Raw genomic sequence first — 14,881 nt, forward strand, 5'->3', positions numbered from 1 at the left:
GTGTGCTTTCGTTCAAGAGTGGTGGATCAAAAGGCGTCTTCTGGCATGGCGGCGCAAGTGGCATCGCGAGATTGCACGACGTTCAGCCATGCGCCGGTTTTAGGTAACTCGTAATTGAAAAAATACTGACAGGCTTGTCTCCTGCCTGTACTGGCGTCGTCACTGTCCAAACTGGCGATGGCCACATCCAACCAGATCCAAGCCAAAACCGTGTGACCGAACGCCTGCATATAGGGGACAGCATTGGCCAATGAGAGCGCTGCGTCATTGCCTTGCCAGGCGTCTGTGGTCGCTTGAACCAACCGACCCCAAGCTTGTTCTAACGCTTGGGCTTGTTGCTTTTGCGTGGCTGTCTCGGCACGTGCGCAAGTAGCGAGCATACGTTGACTTAGCAGGTGCAGTCCTAGACCATTGTCCAGCAACACTTTACGTCCCAGCAAATCCATGGCTTGAATGCCGTGTGTGCCTTCGTGGATCATGTTCAAGCGGTTGTCGCGCCAGTATTGTTCGACTTGGAAATCTCGGGTGTAACCATAGCCGCCATGGATTTGAATGGCCAAGCTGTTGGCCTCCAAACACCATTCGCTGGGCCAACTTTTCACGATCGGTGTCAGTACTTCCAGCAACCATTGTGCTTCGTGTTGTTGATCGTTGTTACCAGTATGCAGTTCATCAACCAGACGCGCGCAATACAAAGCCAAAGACAAGGCACCTTCGCCATAGGCTTTTTGGGCCAACAACATGCGCTTGATGTCTGCATGCTCAATCAAGCGAACCGGTGGTTGAGAGGGGTCTTTACCTGCAGGGCCAACCGGTCTGCCTTGGGTACGGGTGCGGGCATAGTCCAGTGAATCGTAGTAGCCCGCCATGCCCAACATGGTGGCAGCCAAACCAACACCAATACGTGCTTCGTTCATCATATGGAACATGCACTTCAATCCTTCTCCCGGTTGACCGACCAGATAAGCAATAGCACCTGCATTGCCGCGCACCGGATAGCGGCCTTCACCGAAATTTAATAAGGTGTTGACTGTGCCGCGCCAGCCCAGTTTGTGGTTCAAGCCAGCCAATGCCACATCGTTGCGCTCGCCCGTCAATTGGCCGTCTTCGTTCACCAAATGCTTGGGCACGATGAACAAGGAAATACCTTTGGTGCCAGCTATGGTTTTGCCGTTGCTATCAGGTATTTTGGCCAATACCAAATGCACAATGTTTTCAGTCAGCTCATGGTCGCCGGTGGAGATCCACATCTTGTTGCCTTTGAGCCGGTAGCGCTGGCCGAGGGGGTCATTCGCATGATCAACCCCGTCAGGTGTGGCACGCGAGGTGATATCAGAAAGCGATGAACCCGCCTGCGGCTCTGACAAACACATGGTGCCTGCAAAGCGCCCGGCAAATTCGTTCAGCGCGAATACCTTTTTTTGCAATTCGCTGCCGTGCGCCATCAATAAATTGGCGTTGCCAACGGTCAACATGCTCGCACCAATACTGACCGACGCGCAGGCAAAAAATGCATTAGCAGCTGCTTCCACGGTATAGGGCAATTGCATACCACCGATATCTTCATCCTGTGCAGCGCTGAGCATGCCGCTGGCGGCATAGGCCAGCAAAGCTTCTTTGGTGCAAGCAGGCAGAATCACTTTTTCACCATCAAACACAGGTTCTTGTGTATCTACCAGTCTGTTGAAGGGTGCGTATTTTTCACGCGCAATTCGCTCGCAGGTGTCGAGTACAGCATCGAATGTTTCACGCGAGTGCTCGCGAAATCGCTGGCGTTGGTTCAGGCCTTCAACGCCTAACCAGCCATAGAGTAAAAAATCAACTGTGTTTCGCAATGACATGAGGTGACTTTAAAAGAAAAAAACCCGCCACATGGGACGGGTTGTCTTGTGGATGACTGTCTGGTTCAGAGCACTTCAAACACACCGGCAGCGCCCATGCCGCCGCCAATGCACATGGTGACGCAGACACGTTTGGCGCCGCGACGCTTGCCTTCGATCAGCGCATGGCCTGTCAGTCGCTGACCGCTGACACCATAAGGGTGACCGACAGCAATAGCCCCGCCATTGACGTTGAGTAATTCAGCGGGAATGCCAAGTTTGTCCCGGCAATAAAGTACTTGAACGGCAAAGGCCTCATTCAATTCCCACAAATCGATGTCAGCAATGGTTAAACCCAAACGCTTTAACACTTTGGGAATGGCATACACAGGACCGATACCCATTTCATCGGGTTCGCAACCAGCGACTGCAAAGCCGAGGAAACGCCCCAGCGGTTTGAGATTGTTTTTGGCTGCATATGCTTCGCTGGTCACAACACAAGCACCCGCACCGTCAGAAAACTGAGAGGCATTACCAGCGGAAACCACACCACCTGGAACAGCGGGTTTGATGCCTGAAATGCCTTCTGCGGTTGTACCTTCGCGCAGTCCTTCATCAACACTGACGGTGACTTGTTTGGTCATCATGCCCATGACCTTGTCAACCACGCCTGCTTGCACAGTGATGGGAGCAATTTCATCTGTGAATTTGCCAGCGGCTTGTGCGGCACAGGCTTTTTGCTGGCTGGCAGCGCCGTATTCGTCCATGCGGTCACGACCAATGTTGTAACGCTTGGCTACTTGTTCGGCGGTTTGCAGCATATTCCAATAGATCTCAGGCTTCATTTTCATCAATGCCGGATCTGACAACATGTGCTGGTTCATTTCCTGTTGTACACAAGAAATGCTTTCCACCCCACCAGCAATATACACATCCCCCTCACCAGCAATCACGCGTTGGGATGCCAATGCAATGGTTTGCAGACCAGAAGAACAAAAACGGTTGACGGTCAAGCCGCTGACAGTGATTGGGCAATCGGCCATTAATGCAATTTGTCTTGCGATATTGGCACCCGTGGCGCCCTCGGGGTTGGCGCAACCCATGATGACGTCTTCCACCTCGGCTGCATCAATGCCAGCGCGTGCAATCGCGTGCTTGACAGCATGGCCACCGAGGGTAGCGCCGTGGGTCATATTGAAAGCGCCTCTCCAGCTTTTTGCAAGAGGCGTGCGAGCAGTTGAAACGATGACGGCGTTTGTCATGATATGTCCTTAATTAAAATTTTTACCTTCGGCGACCAAACGGGCAAGCAACGGTGCAGGTTGCCAGAAAGATGCGTCGTCGTGTGGATTTTGAGCAAAGCGATGCATGGTTTGCACCATGTTAAATAAACCGAATTGATCTGCATACATCATGGGGCCGCCACGGTAGATGGGGAAGCCGTATCCTGTGATGTAGACCATGTCGATATCACTGGCGCGAGCAGCAATGCCCTCTTCCAAAATATGGGCGGCTTCATTGACCAAGGCAAACACCAAGCGTTGCACGATTTCATCGTCGCTGATTTTGCGGGCTGTGAGGCCTAAAGACTGGCGGTGCCCGACAATCATGTCCTCTACTTCCTTGCTGGGAATTGCATCGCGTTTTCCGGGCAAGTAGTCGTACCAACCTTTGCCTGCTTTTTGACCGAAGCGGCCCATTTCGCAAAGCAGGTCGGCCGTTTTGCTGTATTTCATGTCAGGCTTTTCAACATAACGTCTTTTGCGGATGGCCCAACCGATGTCGTTTCCTGCCAGATCCCCCATGCGGAACGGGCCCATGGCAAAGCCGAATTTTTCAACCGCTTTGTCCACTTGATGGGGGGTGCAGCCCTCTTCAATCAGAAATCCCGCCTGTCGACTGTATTGCTCGATCATTCGATTGCCGATGAAGCCGTCACACACACCCGAGACCACTGCGGTCTTTTTGATTTTTTTGGCCACAGACATGACAGTGGCCATGACGTCCTTAGCCGTGTCTGCGCCGCGCACCACTTCAAGCAGTTTCATCACGTTAGCAGGACTGAAAAAATGCAGACCGACCACATCCTGCGGTCGTTGCGTGAAATGAGCAATCGCATTCACATCCAGTGTGGAAGTGTTGGAGGCCAAGATGGCGCCGGGTTTCATCACCTCGTCTAACTTTTTGAAGACCTGCTCTTTAACGCCAATTTCTTCAAACACAGCTTCGATCACTAAATCTGCGTCAGCAAGGTCTTCATAATTCAAAGTGGTCGTCAGCAAATCCATTCTTTGTTTGAATTTGTCTTCTTTCAACTTGCCTTTTTTGACTTGAGCTTCATAGTTGCCGCGCAATACGCCCACTCCCTTATCCAGCGCTTCTTGTTTCATTTCCAGAATTTTGACGGCAATGCCTGCGTTCAAAAAATTCATGCTGATGCCGCCACCCATGGTGCCCGCACCAATAACTGCCACTGATTTGATCTCGCGTTGTGCGGTGTCAGTTGGCACATCATCGATTTTGGAGGCGGCGCGTTGAGCCACAAATAAATGACGCAGGGCTCGGCACTCAGGTGTCCACATCAAATTGGTGAAGATTTCACGCTCTGCGTCCATGCCTTGATCGAACTTCATCTTGGTGGCGTTTTGCACGGCTTCAATGCATTTGGGAGGCGCAGGGTATTTGCCTTTGGTCATGCCATTGACCATGTTCAGGCTGAACTTGAAATAGGCATCTGCGTTAGGGTGTTTGCAAGGCAGATTGCGCACCAAGGGAAGCGGGGAAGTACCTGCTACGCTTTGGGCGAATGAAATGGCCTCTTGCAGCAAACTGTCCTTGGATTCGGCCATTTGGTCAAACAGCTTTTGTCCTGGCAACATGGCCAACATTTCACTTTTGACAGGTTCGCCACTGACGATCATGTTCAAAGCGGCTTCCACACCAATGACCCGTGGTAAACGCTGTGTTCCGCCAGCCCCTGGTATCAAACCCAGTTTGACTTCTGGCAAGGCAATGTCAGCGCCAGGGGCCGCGATACGGTAGTGACAACCCAAGGCGAGTTCGAGACCGCCACCCATGGCAACGCTGTGTATAGCAGCCACCACAGGCTTGCTTGAGTTTTCTAGCGCATGAATGACACTCAATAAATGCGGTTCTTGCAACGCCTTGGAGGTGCCGAATTCTTTGATGTCAGCGCCGCCTGAAAATGCCTTGCCAGCGCCAGTGACCACGATGGCTTTGACTGCCTCATCAGCCTCAGCTTGCTGTAAGCCTGAAACAATGGCTTGTCGGGTAGCTAAACCCAAACCGTTGACTGGCGGGTTATTCATTGTGATCACGGCGACATCGCCATGAACAGCGTAATCAGCGCTCATTGAAGTTCCTTGTGAAAAATGGATGAACAAAAAAAGAACGATCGTTCTTTTTTAGCATTGTAGACCGAAGATTCGGCTTTTGAATCAAACCTCCAGCCATTCTTTGCGAATAGCTGAGTTTTCGCGCAACATGTTCGGTGTGCCATCAAACACCATGCTGCCATGACCCATTACCAGTGCCCTGTCCGAGATTTGCATGGCAATGGTCAACTTTTGTTCGATTAACAAGACGGAAACACCACGGTTTCGAAGCTCTTGTAAAAAACGCCCTACCAATTCAACAATTTTGGGCGCCAAGCCTTCGGTAGGTTCATCGATGATGATGAGTTCGGGGTCACCCATCAAGGTACGGCACAAGGTCAACATCTGTTGTTCACCACCAGACAGCACGCCAGCTTCTGTGTGCTGGCGTTCACGCAATCGGGGAAACAACTGGTACATATCTTCAAAATTCCAGCGTCCTTTGGGTTTGTCCCCTTTTAATCCCAGCAATAAATTTTGATGCACTGTGAGTTTAGGAAAGATATCCCTGTTTTCGGGCACGTAGCCAACACCCATGTGCGCAATATCAAAGGGTTTGCGGTTGATCAGGCTTTGGCCCTTGAATGTCATGTGACCGTGACAATCGACCAACCCCATGATGGCCTTGGCCGTGGTAGACCGTCCTGAACCATTGCGGCCGAGCAAGGCAACGATTTCACCTTGGGCAATATGAAAACTCACCCCTTGCAATACATGACTTTTTCCGTAATACGCATGAAGTTGGTCAATTTGCAACATGTTATTCGCCTTGTTCAGTCATGCTGCCCAGATAGGCTTCTTGCACTTGCGGATTGGCACGAACTTTTTCAGGCGTGTCAAAAGCAATGATTTCGCCATAGACCAACACGGCAATTTTGTCAGCCAGTCCGAAGACCACGCCCATGTCATGCTCCACAGTGAGCAGGGTTTTGCCTTGCGTGACTTCTTTGATGAGCCGAATGAAACGCGAGGTTTCACTGGTGCTCATGCCAGCCGTGGGCTCATCTAACAACACCACATTGGCTCCCCCTGCCATGGTGATGCCAATTTCGAGTGCGCGTTGTTCTGCATAGGTCAGATTCATCGCCAATTCTTGGCTTTTATGGTCGAGTTGAATACGATGCATCCACTCCACTGCGAGCTCGTTGGCGTCTTTGAGTTGACTGAGAAACGACCAGAAACTGTAGCGGTGACCCAGACTCCACAACACAGAGCAGCGTAAATTTTCAAACACACTCAACTTGGGAAAAATATTGGTGATTTGGAAACTGCGAGACAAGCCTTGGCGATTGATCTCATAAGGCTTTAATTTGTCTATGCGTTGACCATGCAGATGAATTTCCCCGCTGCTAGGTGCAAAGCGTCCGCTGATGAGATTAAACAACGTGGATTTCCCAGCCCCGTTAGGACCGATGATGGCTACGCGTTCGCCGGGTTGTACGCTTAAATCTACGCCACGGATGATTTCAGTTTTACCGAATTGCTTGTGAACATTGGTCAATACCAAAGAGGGGGTAAGGTTCATGTTGCACCCCCGGCCTGGGCGGCTTGGGCCATGTCTGATTGAACGGATTCCCAACGGTTGATGAAACGCTTGCGTTGCCAATCAAACCATACCAATCCTATGACCATGACAGCTACCGTGCCGACCCAGTCGGTGGTACTGTGGGTGTCTAAGCGCAAGCCAGCAAAAACCAAATGCGTGTCTATGGATGAATTCAGCTGCAGGTGGTAAATCATTTCAATCAATGAACTGGCACCTGCAAACATTACACTGCCGGCAAAGAGCAGCCCCGCATAAACGCCATACAAACGGCGAAAGGCGCCGGCCTTGATCACACGCAGATTGATCATGATGAGTGCAGCAAATCCGCCTGGTGCATAAACCACCATCAGTAAAAAAATCAGACCAAGATACAACAGCCAAGCCTTGGTCAATTCTGACAACAGCACAAAGGCCAACACCATCAACACACCGCCCAATACTGGACCGAAAAAGAACGTGGCGCCACCTAAAAAAGTGAACAACAGGTAAGCGCCTGAGCGTGCGGGCCCGACCACTTCTGCTGTGACAATTTCAAAATTGAGTGCGCCCAGACCGCCTGCAATACCTGCAAAAAAACCAGCAATGATGAACGCCCGGTAACGCACCATTTGTGTGTTGTAGCCCACAAACTCCACTCTTTCGGGGTTGTCACGCACTGCATTCAAGATGCGCCCCAAAGGGGTCTGCGTCAAGGCATAAAGCAAGCCGACACTGATGAACGTATAGACAGCGATCAGGTAATACACCTGTCGTTGGGGACCATAAGTAATGCCCATGAAAGCTTGACCCGCCACGCGGTTGGCCGACACGCCAGCTTCACCACCAAAAAACTCCGAAAACATCAGTGACATGGCAAAAACAAGTTCGGCCATGCCCAAAGTGATCATAGAAAAAGTGGTGCCAGATTTTCTGGTGGTGACGAAACCCAGCAATACGGCGAACCCCATACCCGCCAATCCCCCGATTAACGGCAACAAAGAAACTGGCAAATGCAGAGTGTGCGAGCCAACCGCATTCAAGGCATGGATAGTGAGGTAACTTCCCATGCCACTGTAGACCGCATGCCCGAAACTCAGCATGCCGCCTTGACCCAGCAACACGTTATAGGACAAGCAAGCGATGATGGCGATGCCCATTTGCGACATCATGGTCATGGACAAATTGCTGGTGAACAGCCAGGGTGCAATCAACAACACCAAAGCAAAGCTAAACCAGGTCATCTTTTCAACATGGAAGGTAGGCAAGCGGTTTGACTCAAGCATCTCGTGTTCCCAGCAAACCACGTGGACGGAAAATAAGTATCAATACGAGCAGCAGATAGGGCAATACCGGAGCCGCTTGTGAAATTGATAGCTTGAGCATGGTGTTGTTTTGTGAGTCGATAGACATTACAAAGCCGATGTCTTGCAGCAATTGCAAAATTGAATAGTCCACAGCTACCGCAAAAGTCTGAAGCACGCCTATCAGCAAAGACGCTAAAAAAGCACCGCTGAGTGAACCAATACCGCCCACCACCACCACCACGAAAATAACCGAGCCCACGGTAGCAGCCATGGCAGGCTCAGTGATAAACGTAAAACCGCCAATCACACCTGCCAATCCAGCCAACCCAGTTCCCATGGCAAATACCAACATGAAAATGCGGGGCACGTTGTGACCAAGCGTCTCCACGGTTTCTGGATGCGTCAATGCCGCTTGAATAATCATGCCGGCTCGCGTTCGGGTCAGCACCCACCAGAGGCTGACCATCATGCCAATCGCGGTCAACATGATGAAACCACGGGTCGCAGGAAACGGTGTGCAAACGATTCGCACCGTGGCATCCGCTGACTGGCAAATTCCACCACCAGCACCTGAAACCAAAGACAAACCTGATGAAGAATGGTTGATCAGTGTGAACAAGGGGCCTTGCAACAAGGACGGCGGCATGAATTCAACCGCAACTCTGCCCCACACCAATTGCACTAATTCGAGAACGATATAGGACAAGCCGAATGTCACCAGCAATTCGGATACATGTCCCATTTTGTGTACACGTCTGAGCACTTGACTTTCAAAAAAAGCACCTGCCGCACCAGTGAGCACAGGCGCAATGAGTAAGGCAGGCCAAAAACCGACGACGCCACTGAGGGTGTAACCAAAATAGGCACCGAGCATGTAAAAACTCGCATGGGCGAAATTTAAAACACCCATCATGCTGAAGATCAGGGTTAAACCAGAACTCAACATAAACAGCAGCAAGCCGTAGCTCACACCATTGAGCATGGAGATAAAAAAGAACTCCATATTCAAATCCGTGAAACTTGTTTTAGGCTTGCCTGAGAATCAGGCAGGTACAACACAACCATCACCTCAGGGTAACTTCATTTGGCAACTGGTAGGAGTGCTGGAGACATAGGGCTCGAATGTCTTGACAGGTGCCAATGTCATGCCAGTGTTTTCAGGGCTGTAAGGATATTTTTTATCCGCTTTTTGCCAAACTGTGATGTAAATAGTTTGCTGAAGTTGGTGGTCGAATTTACGCATTTCCATATCGCCATTGAAGCCTTTGAACTTGAAACCGTGCATCACAGCAGCGACTTTGACGGGATCGGTGGATTTGGCTTGTGCCATCGCACCAGTAAGCAAATCAAAAATGCTGATCATGGAGCCCGTGTACAAATCGTCATTGAACTTGGCTTTGAAACCGTCACGGTATTTGGTCATAGGACCGGTCATGTTGTAGTGTGCATAGGCCACTTGATAGACACGGCCTTCTGAACTTTGTCCTAAGGCCGTCGGTGTGCCTGTCACACCCGTGTAGTAGGTAAAGAATTTACCGTTGTAACCCCCTTCGTTGGCTGCTTTCACAAGCAAGGCTAAATCCGATCCCCAGTTACCGGTGATGACCGAGTCTGCGCCTGAGGCCTTGATTTTGGCGATGTAAGGGGCAAAGTCACGAACTTGGGCCAGGGGATGCAAATCTTCCCCTACGAATTGAATATCGGGGCGTTTGCGGCCTATGGTTTCTTTCGCAAATTTCGCTACCTGTTGACCGTGTGAATAATTTTGATTCAGCAGGTAAATCTTTTTCACATCGGGCATGTCCTTGATGAAGGTGCTGATGGCTTCCATCTTCATGGAAGTGTCTGCGTCAAAACGGAAATGCCAATAACTGCATTTGCTGTTAGTCAAATCCGGATCCACGGCCGAGTGGTTGAGGAAAATGATCTCTTTACCTGGATTTCTTTCGTTGTGCTTGTTGATGGCATCCACCAGCGCACCAGCGACGGAGGACCCGTTACCTTGGGTGATGTAGCGAACCCCCTGGTCCATGGCAGATTTCAATTGATTCAGGCTCTCAGCAGGACTCAATTTATTGTCCAGACCGATGATTTCAAATTTGACACCAGCTGCATTGCTTTTGTTGTATTCCTCTGCAAGGTATTGCAAAGTTTTGAGCTGATTGGAGCCCACAGGCGCCATCAAGCCAGACAAAGGATCGATCCAAGCGATTTTGACGGTTTCGCCTTTTTGAGCCGAAGCGATCATGCTTAAACCACTCAATACCAACGCAATACCCAGTTTACGAAACAGCATTCTTTTCTCCTCATGCAAAGATGATTAAGCCTAACGTTTTTTTCGGGTTGTCCCTTCTAGGGTAAGCCCTAGAAATGGCAATGGAAAGCCACTCAAATCGGCAATTTGTATCCTGATAATTGCTCCCGCAATTTGGTTTTCAGCATTTTTCCAGTGGCACCCAATGGAATGGCGTCAACGAACACTGCATCATCAGGTATCTGCCATTTGGCTATTTTGCCTTCATAAAACTTTAACAAGGCTTCACGTTCAACATGGGCGCCAGGCTTTTTCACCACCACCACGATGGGCCTTTCATCCCATTTGGGGTGAGGCATGCCAATGCAAGCAGCCATCGCCACATCCGGATGCGCCATAGCGATGTTTTCTACGTCAATGGAGCTGATCCATTCCCCGCCAGATTTGATGACATCTTTGCTGCGGTCAGTGATTTGTAAAAATCCATCTGGGTCAACCGTGGCAACGTCGCCGGTTGGAAACCAGCCATCAATCAAAGGTGAATCACCTTCTTGTTTGAAGTATTCGCTGATGACCCACGGCCCTTTGACCAATAAATCGCCATAGGCTTTGCCGTCATTGGGTTGTTCAATGCCTTGATCATCAACGATCTTGAAATCCACACCGAAAATTGCACGGCCTTGTTTCAATCGGATTTTCATTTGCTCGTCGCTGGGCAATTCAAGGTGTTTGTTTTTCAAGGTACATAAAGTTCCCAAGGGGCTGAGCTCTGTCATGCCCCAGGCATGCAGCACTTCAACCCCGTACTCATCATTGAAAGCCCGGATCATGGCGGGCGGACAGGCAGAACCGCCAATCACGGTGCGTTGAAGGTAATTGAACCGCAACCCATCGGCTTTCAGGTGAGCCAGCAACATTTGCCAAACGGTGGGTACACCTGCAGCCAAGGTGACTTTTTCTGTTTCTAATAATTCGTAAACAGATTTGCCATCCAAAGCAGCACCGGGAAAAACCAATTTGGCGCCCACCATGGCCGCGCTGTAGGGAATGCCCCATGCATTGACGTGGAACATAGGCACGACCGGCAAAATACTGTCGCGCGCAGACAAACACATGACATCAGGCAAGGCGCAGGCATAGGCGTGCAACAGCGTCGAACGGTGGCTATAAAGTGCTGCCTTGGGGTTGCCGGTAGTGCCACTGGTGTAACACATGCATGAAGCCGTGTTTTCATCCAATCTCGGCCATGTGTAAGTGCGCGATTGACTGCCCATCCAGTGTTCATAACTGACCATGCCGCTCACACCGGTATCGGCGGGCAAAGCATTCGCATCACACAGGGCAACCCAGTGTTTGACAGTGGGGCAATCTTTGTGAATTTTTTGAACGATAGGCAAAAACGTCATGTCAAAACAAAGCACTGCGTCTTCTGCGTGATTGACGATCCAAGTGATTTGTTCGGGGTGAAGTCGCGGGTTGAGGGTATGCAACACCCGCCCACTGCCACTGACACCGAAATACAGTTCTAGATGCCGATAACCGTTCCATGCCAAAGTGGCTACGCGTTCACCAGCGCCAATATGCCACGCATCCAATGCATTTGCCACCTGCCGCGAGCGTGAAGCAATGGTTGACCAGTCGCTCCTGTGAATGTCGCCCTCTACCCTGCGTGAAATCACTTCGGTGTCGCCGTGATGTTTTTCGGCAAATTCAATCATGTCCGAAATCAACAATGTCTGTTGTTGCATCAATCCCAGCATGGATGTCTCCTGTAAATAGCACTACCGTGCATGTTGTTTGCCGTATTGTGCACAATTGTCATATGCAGGATTCAGTCAAACACTCAACTTTCTTGGATTGGCGCCACCCTTTTGACACCTTGGGGACTGTCTATCACACGCCAGTTCATCCCACGCCGTTAACCCGTGTGCATTGGGTCGCCAAAAACCACTTGCTCGCGCAGGACTTGGGTTGGCCTGAGGGGGAATGGGACAGCGAAGTCATGTTGCAGGTGTTGGCAGGCAATGCGGTTTGGCCAGGCAGTCAACCCTTTGCCACTGTTTATAGCGGTCACCAATTTGGCGTATGGGCGGGTCAATTGGGGGACGGACGGGCATTGTCATTGGGCTGTGTGGACACCTTAATGGGGTTGCAGGAGTTTCAACTCAAGGGAGCAGGACAAACCCCCTACTCGCGCATGGGTGACGGGCGGGCTGTGCTGCGGTCAAGCATCAGAGAATATGTGTGCAGCGAAGCCATGCATGGTTTAGGTATACCAACCACCCGCGCTTTGGCCTTGATCGGCTCGCCCGATCGTGTATTGCGAGAAGAGATGGAATCAGCTGCTGTGGTCACTCGTGTTGCACAGAGTTTTCTGCGGTTTGGTCATCTCCAGCACTTTGCCGCTAATGGTGAAACAGACGCATTGAAAAAACTGGTTGACCATGTGCTTGCCATGCATTTTTCTCATTTGTTATCTATCGAAGCGGGGCCAGTCAGGTACAGCGCCTTGCTCAAAGAGATTACCCATTTAACCGCCCACTTGCTGGCACAGTGGCAATCTGTAGGGTTTTGCCACGGCGTCATGAACACCGACAACATGAGTTTGCTGGGCTTGACGATTGACTACGGTCCTTTTCAGTTTTTGGATGGTTTTGATCCGGGACATATTTGCAACCATTCCGATCACCAAGGTCGTTATGCGTACGCACGGCAGCCCCAGGTGGCTTACTGGAATTTGTTTTGCCTCGGACAAGCATTATTGCCATTGATCGAAGAACAAGACTTGGCTTTGGAAGCGCTGGAAACCTTCAAAGTCATTTATCCCGCCATGGCAGACCGCGCCTTTGCTCGCAAACTGGGTCTGCCGCAGGCAGAAACAGATGACCACTTGTTGATAGAAAAACTTTTAAAGTTATTGGCTGTTGAAAAAACCGATTTCACTATTTTTTGGCGACGACTCAGTCATGCGGTAGCCAATGCTGACCCCAACGACATGCCACATTCATTTGTAGCTGTCAAAGATATGTTCATCGATGCGTCGAATTGGAACGATTGGTTACCCGGCTATCTGCACCGGCTCAAGGGTTTGGATCTGAAGAAAACCGGTAGCTTGATGCTGAAAACCAATCCCAAATATGTGTTGCGCAATCACCTGGGCGAACAGGCGATACAACAAGCGAAAATAGGCGACTTCAGTGGCGTTGAACATTTAATGCAAGTGTTGTCTTCACCGTTTGAAGAACACCCTGAATTTGAACATTTCGCTGCCTTCCCGCCCGACTGGGCTTCTTCCATTTCTATCAGTTGTTCCTCATGAAACTTCCCGACAACAGCGCTGAATGGCGCGCCCATTTAGCCGCTAAGAATGCCGAACCCGTGGCCTACGAGGTGACGCGTCATGCGGCCACCGAACGCCCTTTCACCGGTCGCTATGAAGCCCATTGGGACAAAGGTGTTTACCGATGTATCTGTTGCGACAACCCACTTTTTGCGTCTGACACCAAATTTGACGCAGGCTGTGGATGGCCCAGCTTTTTCAAAGCCAGCGATCCGCATGCGATCGAAGAACGAACCGATACAGCCCACGGTATGTTGCGTACGGAAACTGTTTGCGCTGTATGCAAAGCGCATTTAGGCCATGTGTTTCCCGATGGGCCCGCACCTACCGGCCTGCGTTATTGCATGAATTCGGCCGCTTTGTCATTCGAACCAGAGACGGGCAAGCCATGAAAATATTGATGGACTTTTTCCCTATCGCCTTGTTTTTCATCGCTTTTAAATTCGCAGGCATTTATGTGGCAACCGCTGTTGCGATGTTGGCGACATTGGTTCAAATCGGCTGGGTTTATGCGAAACACCGCAAAGTCGAACCCATGCAATGGGTGAGTTTGGCCATCATCACTTTGTTTGGCGGTGCCACCTTGGTGTTCCATGACGATACGTTCATCAAGTGGAAGCCCAGCATTTTGTATTGGTTGATGGGCTCTGCCTTATTGGTCGGGCATATCTGGTTCAAGAAGAATTTCCTGCATTCCATGATGTCTGCACAATTGAGTTTGCCTGACCCCATTTGGCTTCGTTTGCTGTGGAGTTGGGCTGCTTTTTTTGCCATCATGGGTGGCATCAACCTGTGGGTTGCTTTCAACTTTGACACAGACACCTGGGTCAATTACAAATTGTTCGGCAGCATGGGATTGATGTTTGTATTTGTGCTCGCGCAAGGTGTTTACCTGAACCGCTATATCCAGACCGAGACTGACCAAGCGACGCAAGAGCCATGAATATCAGTTCAATCCAAATACAAACCACACTGACAAACGCATTGGCCCCCTTTTTTCTGGAGGTGTTGGATGAAAGCGCGGCCCATGCCGGTCATGCGGGTTCCGATGGATCTGGACAAGGCACTCATTTTCGCGTGCGTATCGGTTCACATGGGTTCAAAGACATCAGTCGTGTCGCGCGGCACCGACTTGTGTATGATGCGTTGCAACAATTTACTGACCAGGGTTTGCATGCGCTGGCCATCGAAATTGTTGATGCACCTAATTGAATTTGCGGCAAATTACATTCCTTAGATTCAG

At 50.4% G+C, this 14,881-nt stretch carries 13 protein-coding genes; 4 read left to right on the plus strand and 9 right to left on the minus strand.

The window, feature by feature from the left end; translation table 11 throughout:
- Nucleotides 1-26: 26 nt before the first annotated feature.
- The 9 genes from AC9UG7_RS09585 to AC9UG7_RS09625 form a co-directional block, all read right to left on the minus strand.
- On the minus strand, nucleotides 27-1,841 hold the full coding sequence (locus AC9UG7_RS09585; RefSeq protein WP_509587024.1) for an acyl-CoA dehydrogenase family protein: 1,815 nt from the start codon (nucleotides 1,839-1,841) through the stop codon (nucleotides 27-29).
- A 65-nt stretch (nucleotides 1,842-1,906) separates the two neighbouring features.
- Nucleotides 1,907-3,082: an acetyl-CoA C-acyltransferase gene (locus tag AC9UG7_RS09590; RefSeq protein WP_509587026.1), complete on the minus strand. Its 1,176-nt coding sequence runs from the start codon at nucleotides 3,080-3,082 to the stop codon at nucleotides 1,907-1,909.
- Between the two features lie 9 nt (nucleotides 3,083-3,091).
- Complete coding sequence (locus tag AC9UG7_RS09595) at nucleotides 3,092-5,194, minus strand: 3-hydroxyacyl-CoA dehydrogenase NAD-binding domain-containing protein (RefSeq protein ID WP_509587027.1); 2,103 nt, start codon at nucleotides 5,192-5,194, stop codon at nucleotides 3,092-3,094.
- A gap of 84 nt (nucleotides 5,195-5,278) precedes the next feature.
- The gene (locus AC9UG7_RS09600) at nucleotides 5,279-5,974 is read right to left on the minus strand and encodes an ABC transporter ATP-binding protein (protein WP_509587029.1); all 696 of its coding nucleotides are present in this window, start codon (nucleotides 5,972-5,974) and stop codon (nucleotides 5,279-5,281) included.
- A gap of 1 nt (nucleotide 5,975) precedes the next feature.
- A complete protein-coding gene (locus AC9UG7_RS09605) occupies nucleotides 5,976-6,740 on the minus strand; it encodes an ABC transporter ATP-binding protein (RefSeq protein ID WP_509587031.1) in 765 nt (254 codons plus the stop codon).
- Nucleotides 6,737-8,023, minus strand: coding sequence for a branched-chain amino acid ABC transporter permease (locus AC9UG7_RS09610; protein WP_509587033.1), 1,287 nt, complete (start codon nucleotides 8,021-8,023; stop codon nucleotides 6,737-6,739). Before AC9UG7_RS09610 ends, AC9UG7_RS09605 begins: the two co-directional genes overlap by 4 nt.
- Nucleotides 8,016-9,053: a branched-chain amino acid ABC transporter permease gene (locus AC9UG7_RS09615; protein ID WP_509587035.1), complete on the minus strand. Its 1,038-nt coding sequence runs from the start codon at nucleotides 9,051-9,053 to the stop codon at nucleotides 8,016-8,018. The genes AC9UG7_RS09610 and AC9UG7_RS09615 overlap by 8 nt, the downstream gene beginning before the upstream one ends.
- 60 nt (nucleotides 9,054-9,113) lie before the next feature.
- Nucleotides 9,114-10,340 carry a branched-chain amino acid ABC transporter substrate-binding protein gene (locus AC9UG7_RS09620; RefSeq protein WP_509587039.1) on the minus strand — a complete coding sequence of 409 codons (1,227 nt, stop codon included), beginning with the start codon at nucleotides 10,338-10,340 and terminating at the stop codon, nucleotides 9,114-9,116.
- Between the two features lie 92 nt (nucleotides 10,341-10,432).
- Complete coding sequence (locus AC9UG7_RS09625; RefSeq protein ID WP_509587041.1) at nucleotides 10,433-12,058, minus strand: 3-(methylthio)propionyl-CoA ligase; 1,626 nt, start codon at nucleotides 12,056-12,058, stop codon at nucleotides 10,433-10,435.
- Between the two features lie 62 nt (nucleotides 12,059-12,120).
- Between AC9UG7_RS09625 and AC9UG7_RS09630 the strand changes: the two genes are divergently transcribed.
- From AC9UG7_RS09630 to AC9UG7_RS09645, 4 genes are read left to right on the plus strand one after another with little or no spacing between them, the layout of a single operon-like run.
- The gene (locus AC9UG7_RS09630) at nucleotides 12,121-13,617 is read left to right on the plus strand and encodes a protein adenylyltransferase SelO (RefSeq protein ID WP_509587043.1); all 1,497 of its coding nucleotides are present in this window, start codon (nucleotides 12,121-12,123) and stop codon (nucleotides 13,615-13,617) included.
- Entirely contained in the window at nucleotides 13,614-14,030 is a 417-nt protein-coding gene (gene msrB / locus AC9UG7_RS09635; protein ID WP_509587045.1) for a peptide-methionine (R)-S-oxide reductase MsrB, read from the plus strand. Before AC9UG7_RS09630 ends, msrB begins: the two co-directional genes overlap by 4 nt.
- A complete protein-coding gene (locus tag AC9UG7_RS09640; protein WP_509587047.1) occupies nucleotides 14,027-14,581 on the plus strand; it encodes a septation protein A in 555 nt (184 codons plus the stop codon). Before msrB ends, AC9UG7_RS09640 begins: the two co-directional genes overlap by 4 nt.
- On the plus strand, nucleotides 14,578-14,850 hold the full coding sequence (locus tag AC9UG7_RS09645; RefSeq protein ID WP_509587049.1) for a BolA family protein: 273 nt from the start codon (nucleotides 14,578-14,580) through the stop codon (nucleotides 14,848-14,850). The genes AC9UG7_RS09640 and AC9UG7_RS09645 overlap by 4 nt, the downstream gene beginning before the upstream one ends.
- Nucleotides 14,851-14,881 lie beyond the last annotated feature (31 nt).

Source organism: Limnohabitans sp., from assembly GCF_046052765.1.
Taxonomy (GTDB): Bacteria; Pseudomonadota; Gammaproteobacteria; order Burkholderiales; family Burkholderiaceae_C; genus Limnohabitans.

Coding starts and splice junctions, on each gene's coding strand:
- AC9UG7_RS09590 (WP_509587026.1), bottom strand. CDS start 3,082: ATGACAAACGCCGTCATCGTTTCAACTGCTCGCACGCCTCTTGCAAAA.
- AC9UG7_RS09605 (WP_509587031.1), bottom strand. CDS start 6,740: ATGAACCTTACCCCCTCTTTGGTATTGACCAATGTTCACAAGCAATTC.
- AC9UG7_RS09600 (WP_509587029.1), bottom strand. CDS start 5,974: ATGTTGCAAATTGACCAACTTCATGCGTATTACGGAAAAAGTCATGTA.
- AC9UG7_RS09640 (WP_509587047.1), top strand. CDS start 14,027: ATGAAAATATTGATGGACTTTTTCCCTATCGCCTTGTTTTTCATCGCT.
- AC9UG7_RS09595 (WP_509587027.1), bottom strand. CDS start 5,194: ATGAGCGCTGATTACGCTGTTCATGGCGATGTCGCCGTGATCACAATG.
- AC9UG7_RS09630 (WP_509587043.1), top strand. CDS start 12,121: ATGCAGGATTCAGTCAAACACTCAACTTTCTTGGATTGGCGCCACCCT.
- AC9UG7_RS09620 (WP_509587039.1), bottom strand. CDS start 10,340: ATGCTGTTTCGTAAACTGGGTATTGCGTTGGTATTGAGTGGTTTAAGC.
- msrB (WP_509587045.1), top strand. CDS start 13,614: ATGAAACTTCCCGACAACAGCGCTGAATGGCGCGCCCATTTAGCCGCT.
- AC9UG7_RS09610 (WP_509587033.1), bottom strand. CDS start 8,023: ATGCTTGAGTCAAACCGCTTGCCTACCTTCCATGTTGAAAAGATGACC.
- AC9UG7_RS09625 (WP_509587041.1), bottom strand. CDS start 12,058: ATGCTGGGATTGATGCAACAACAGACATTGTTGATTTCGGACATGATT.
- AC9UG7_RS09645 (WP_509587049.1), top strand. CDS start 14,578: ATGAATATCAGTTCAATCCAAATACAAACCACACTGACAAACGCATTG.
- AC9UG7_RS09585 (WP_509587024.1), bottom strand. CDS start 1,841: ATGTCATTGCGAAACACAGTTGATTTTTTACTCTATGGCTGGTTAGGC.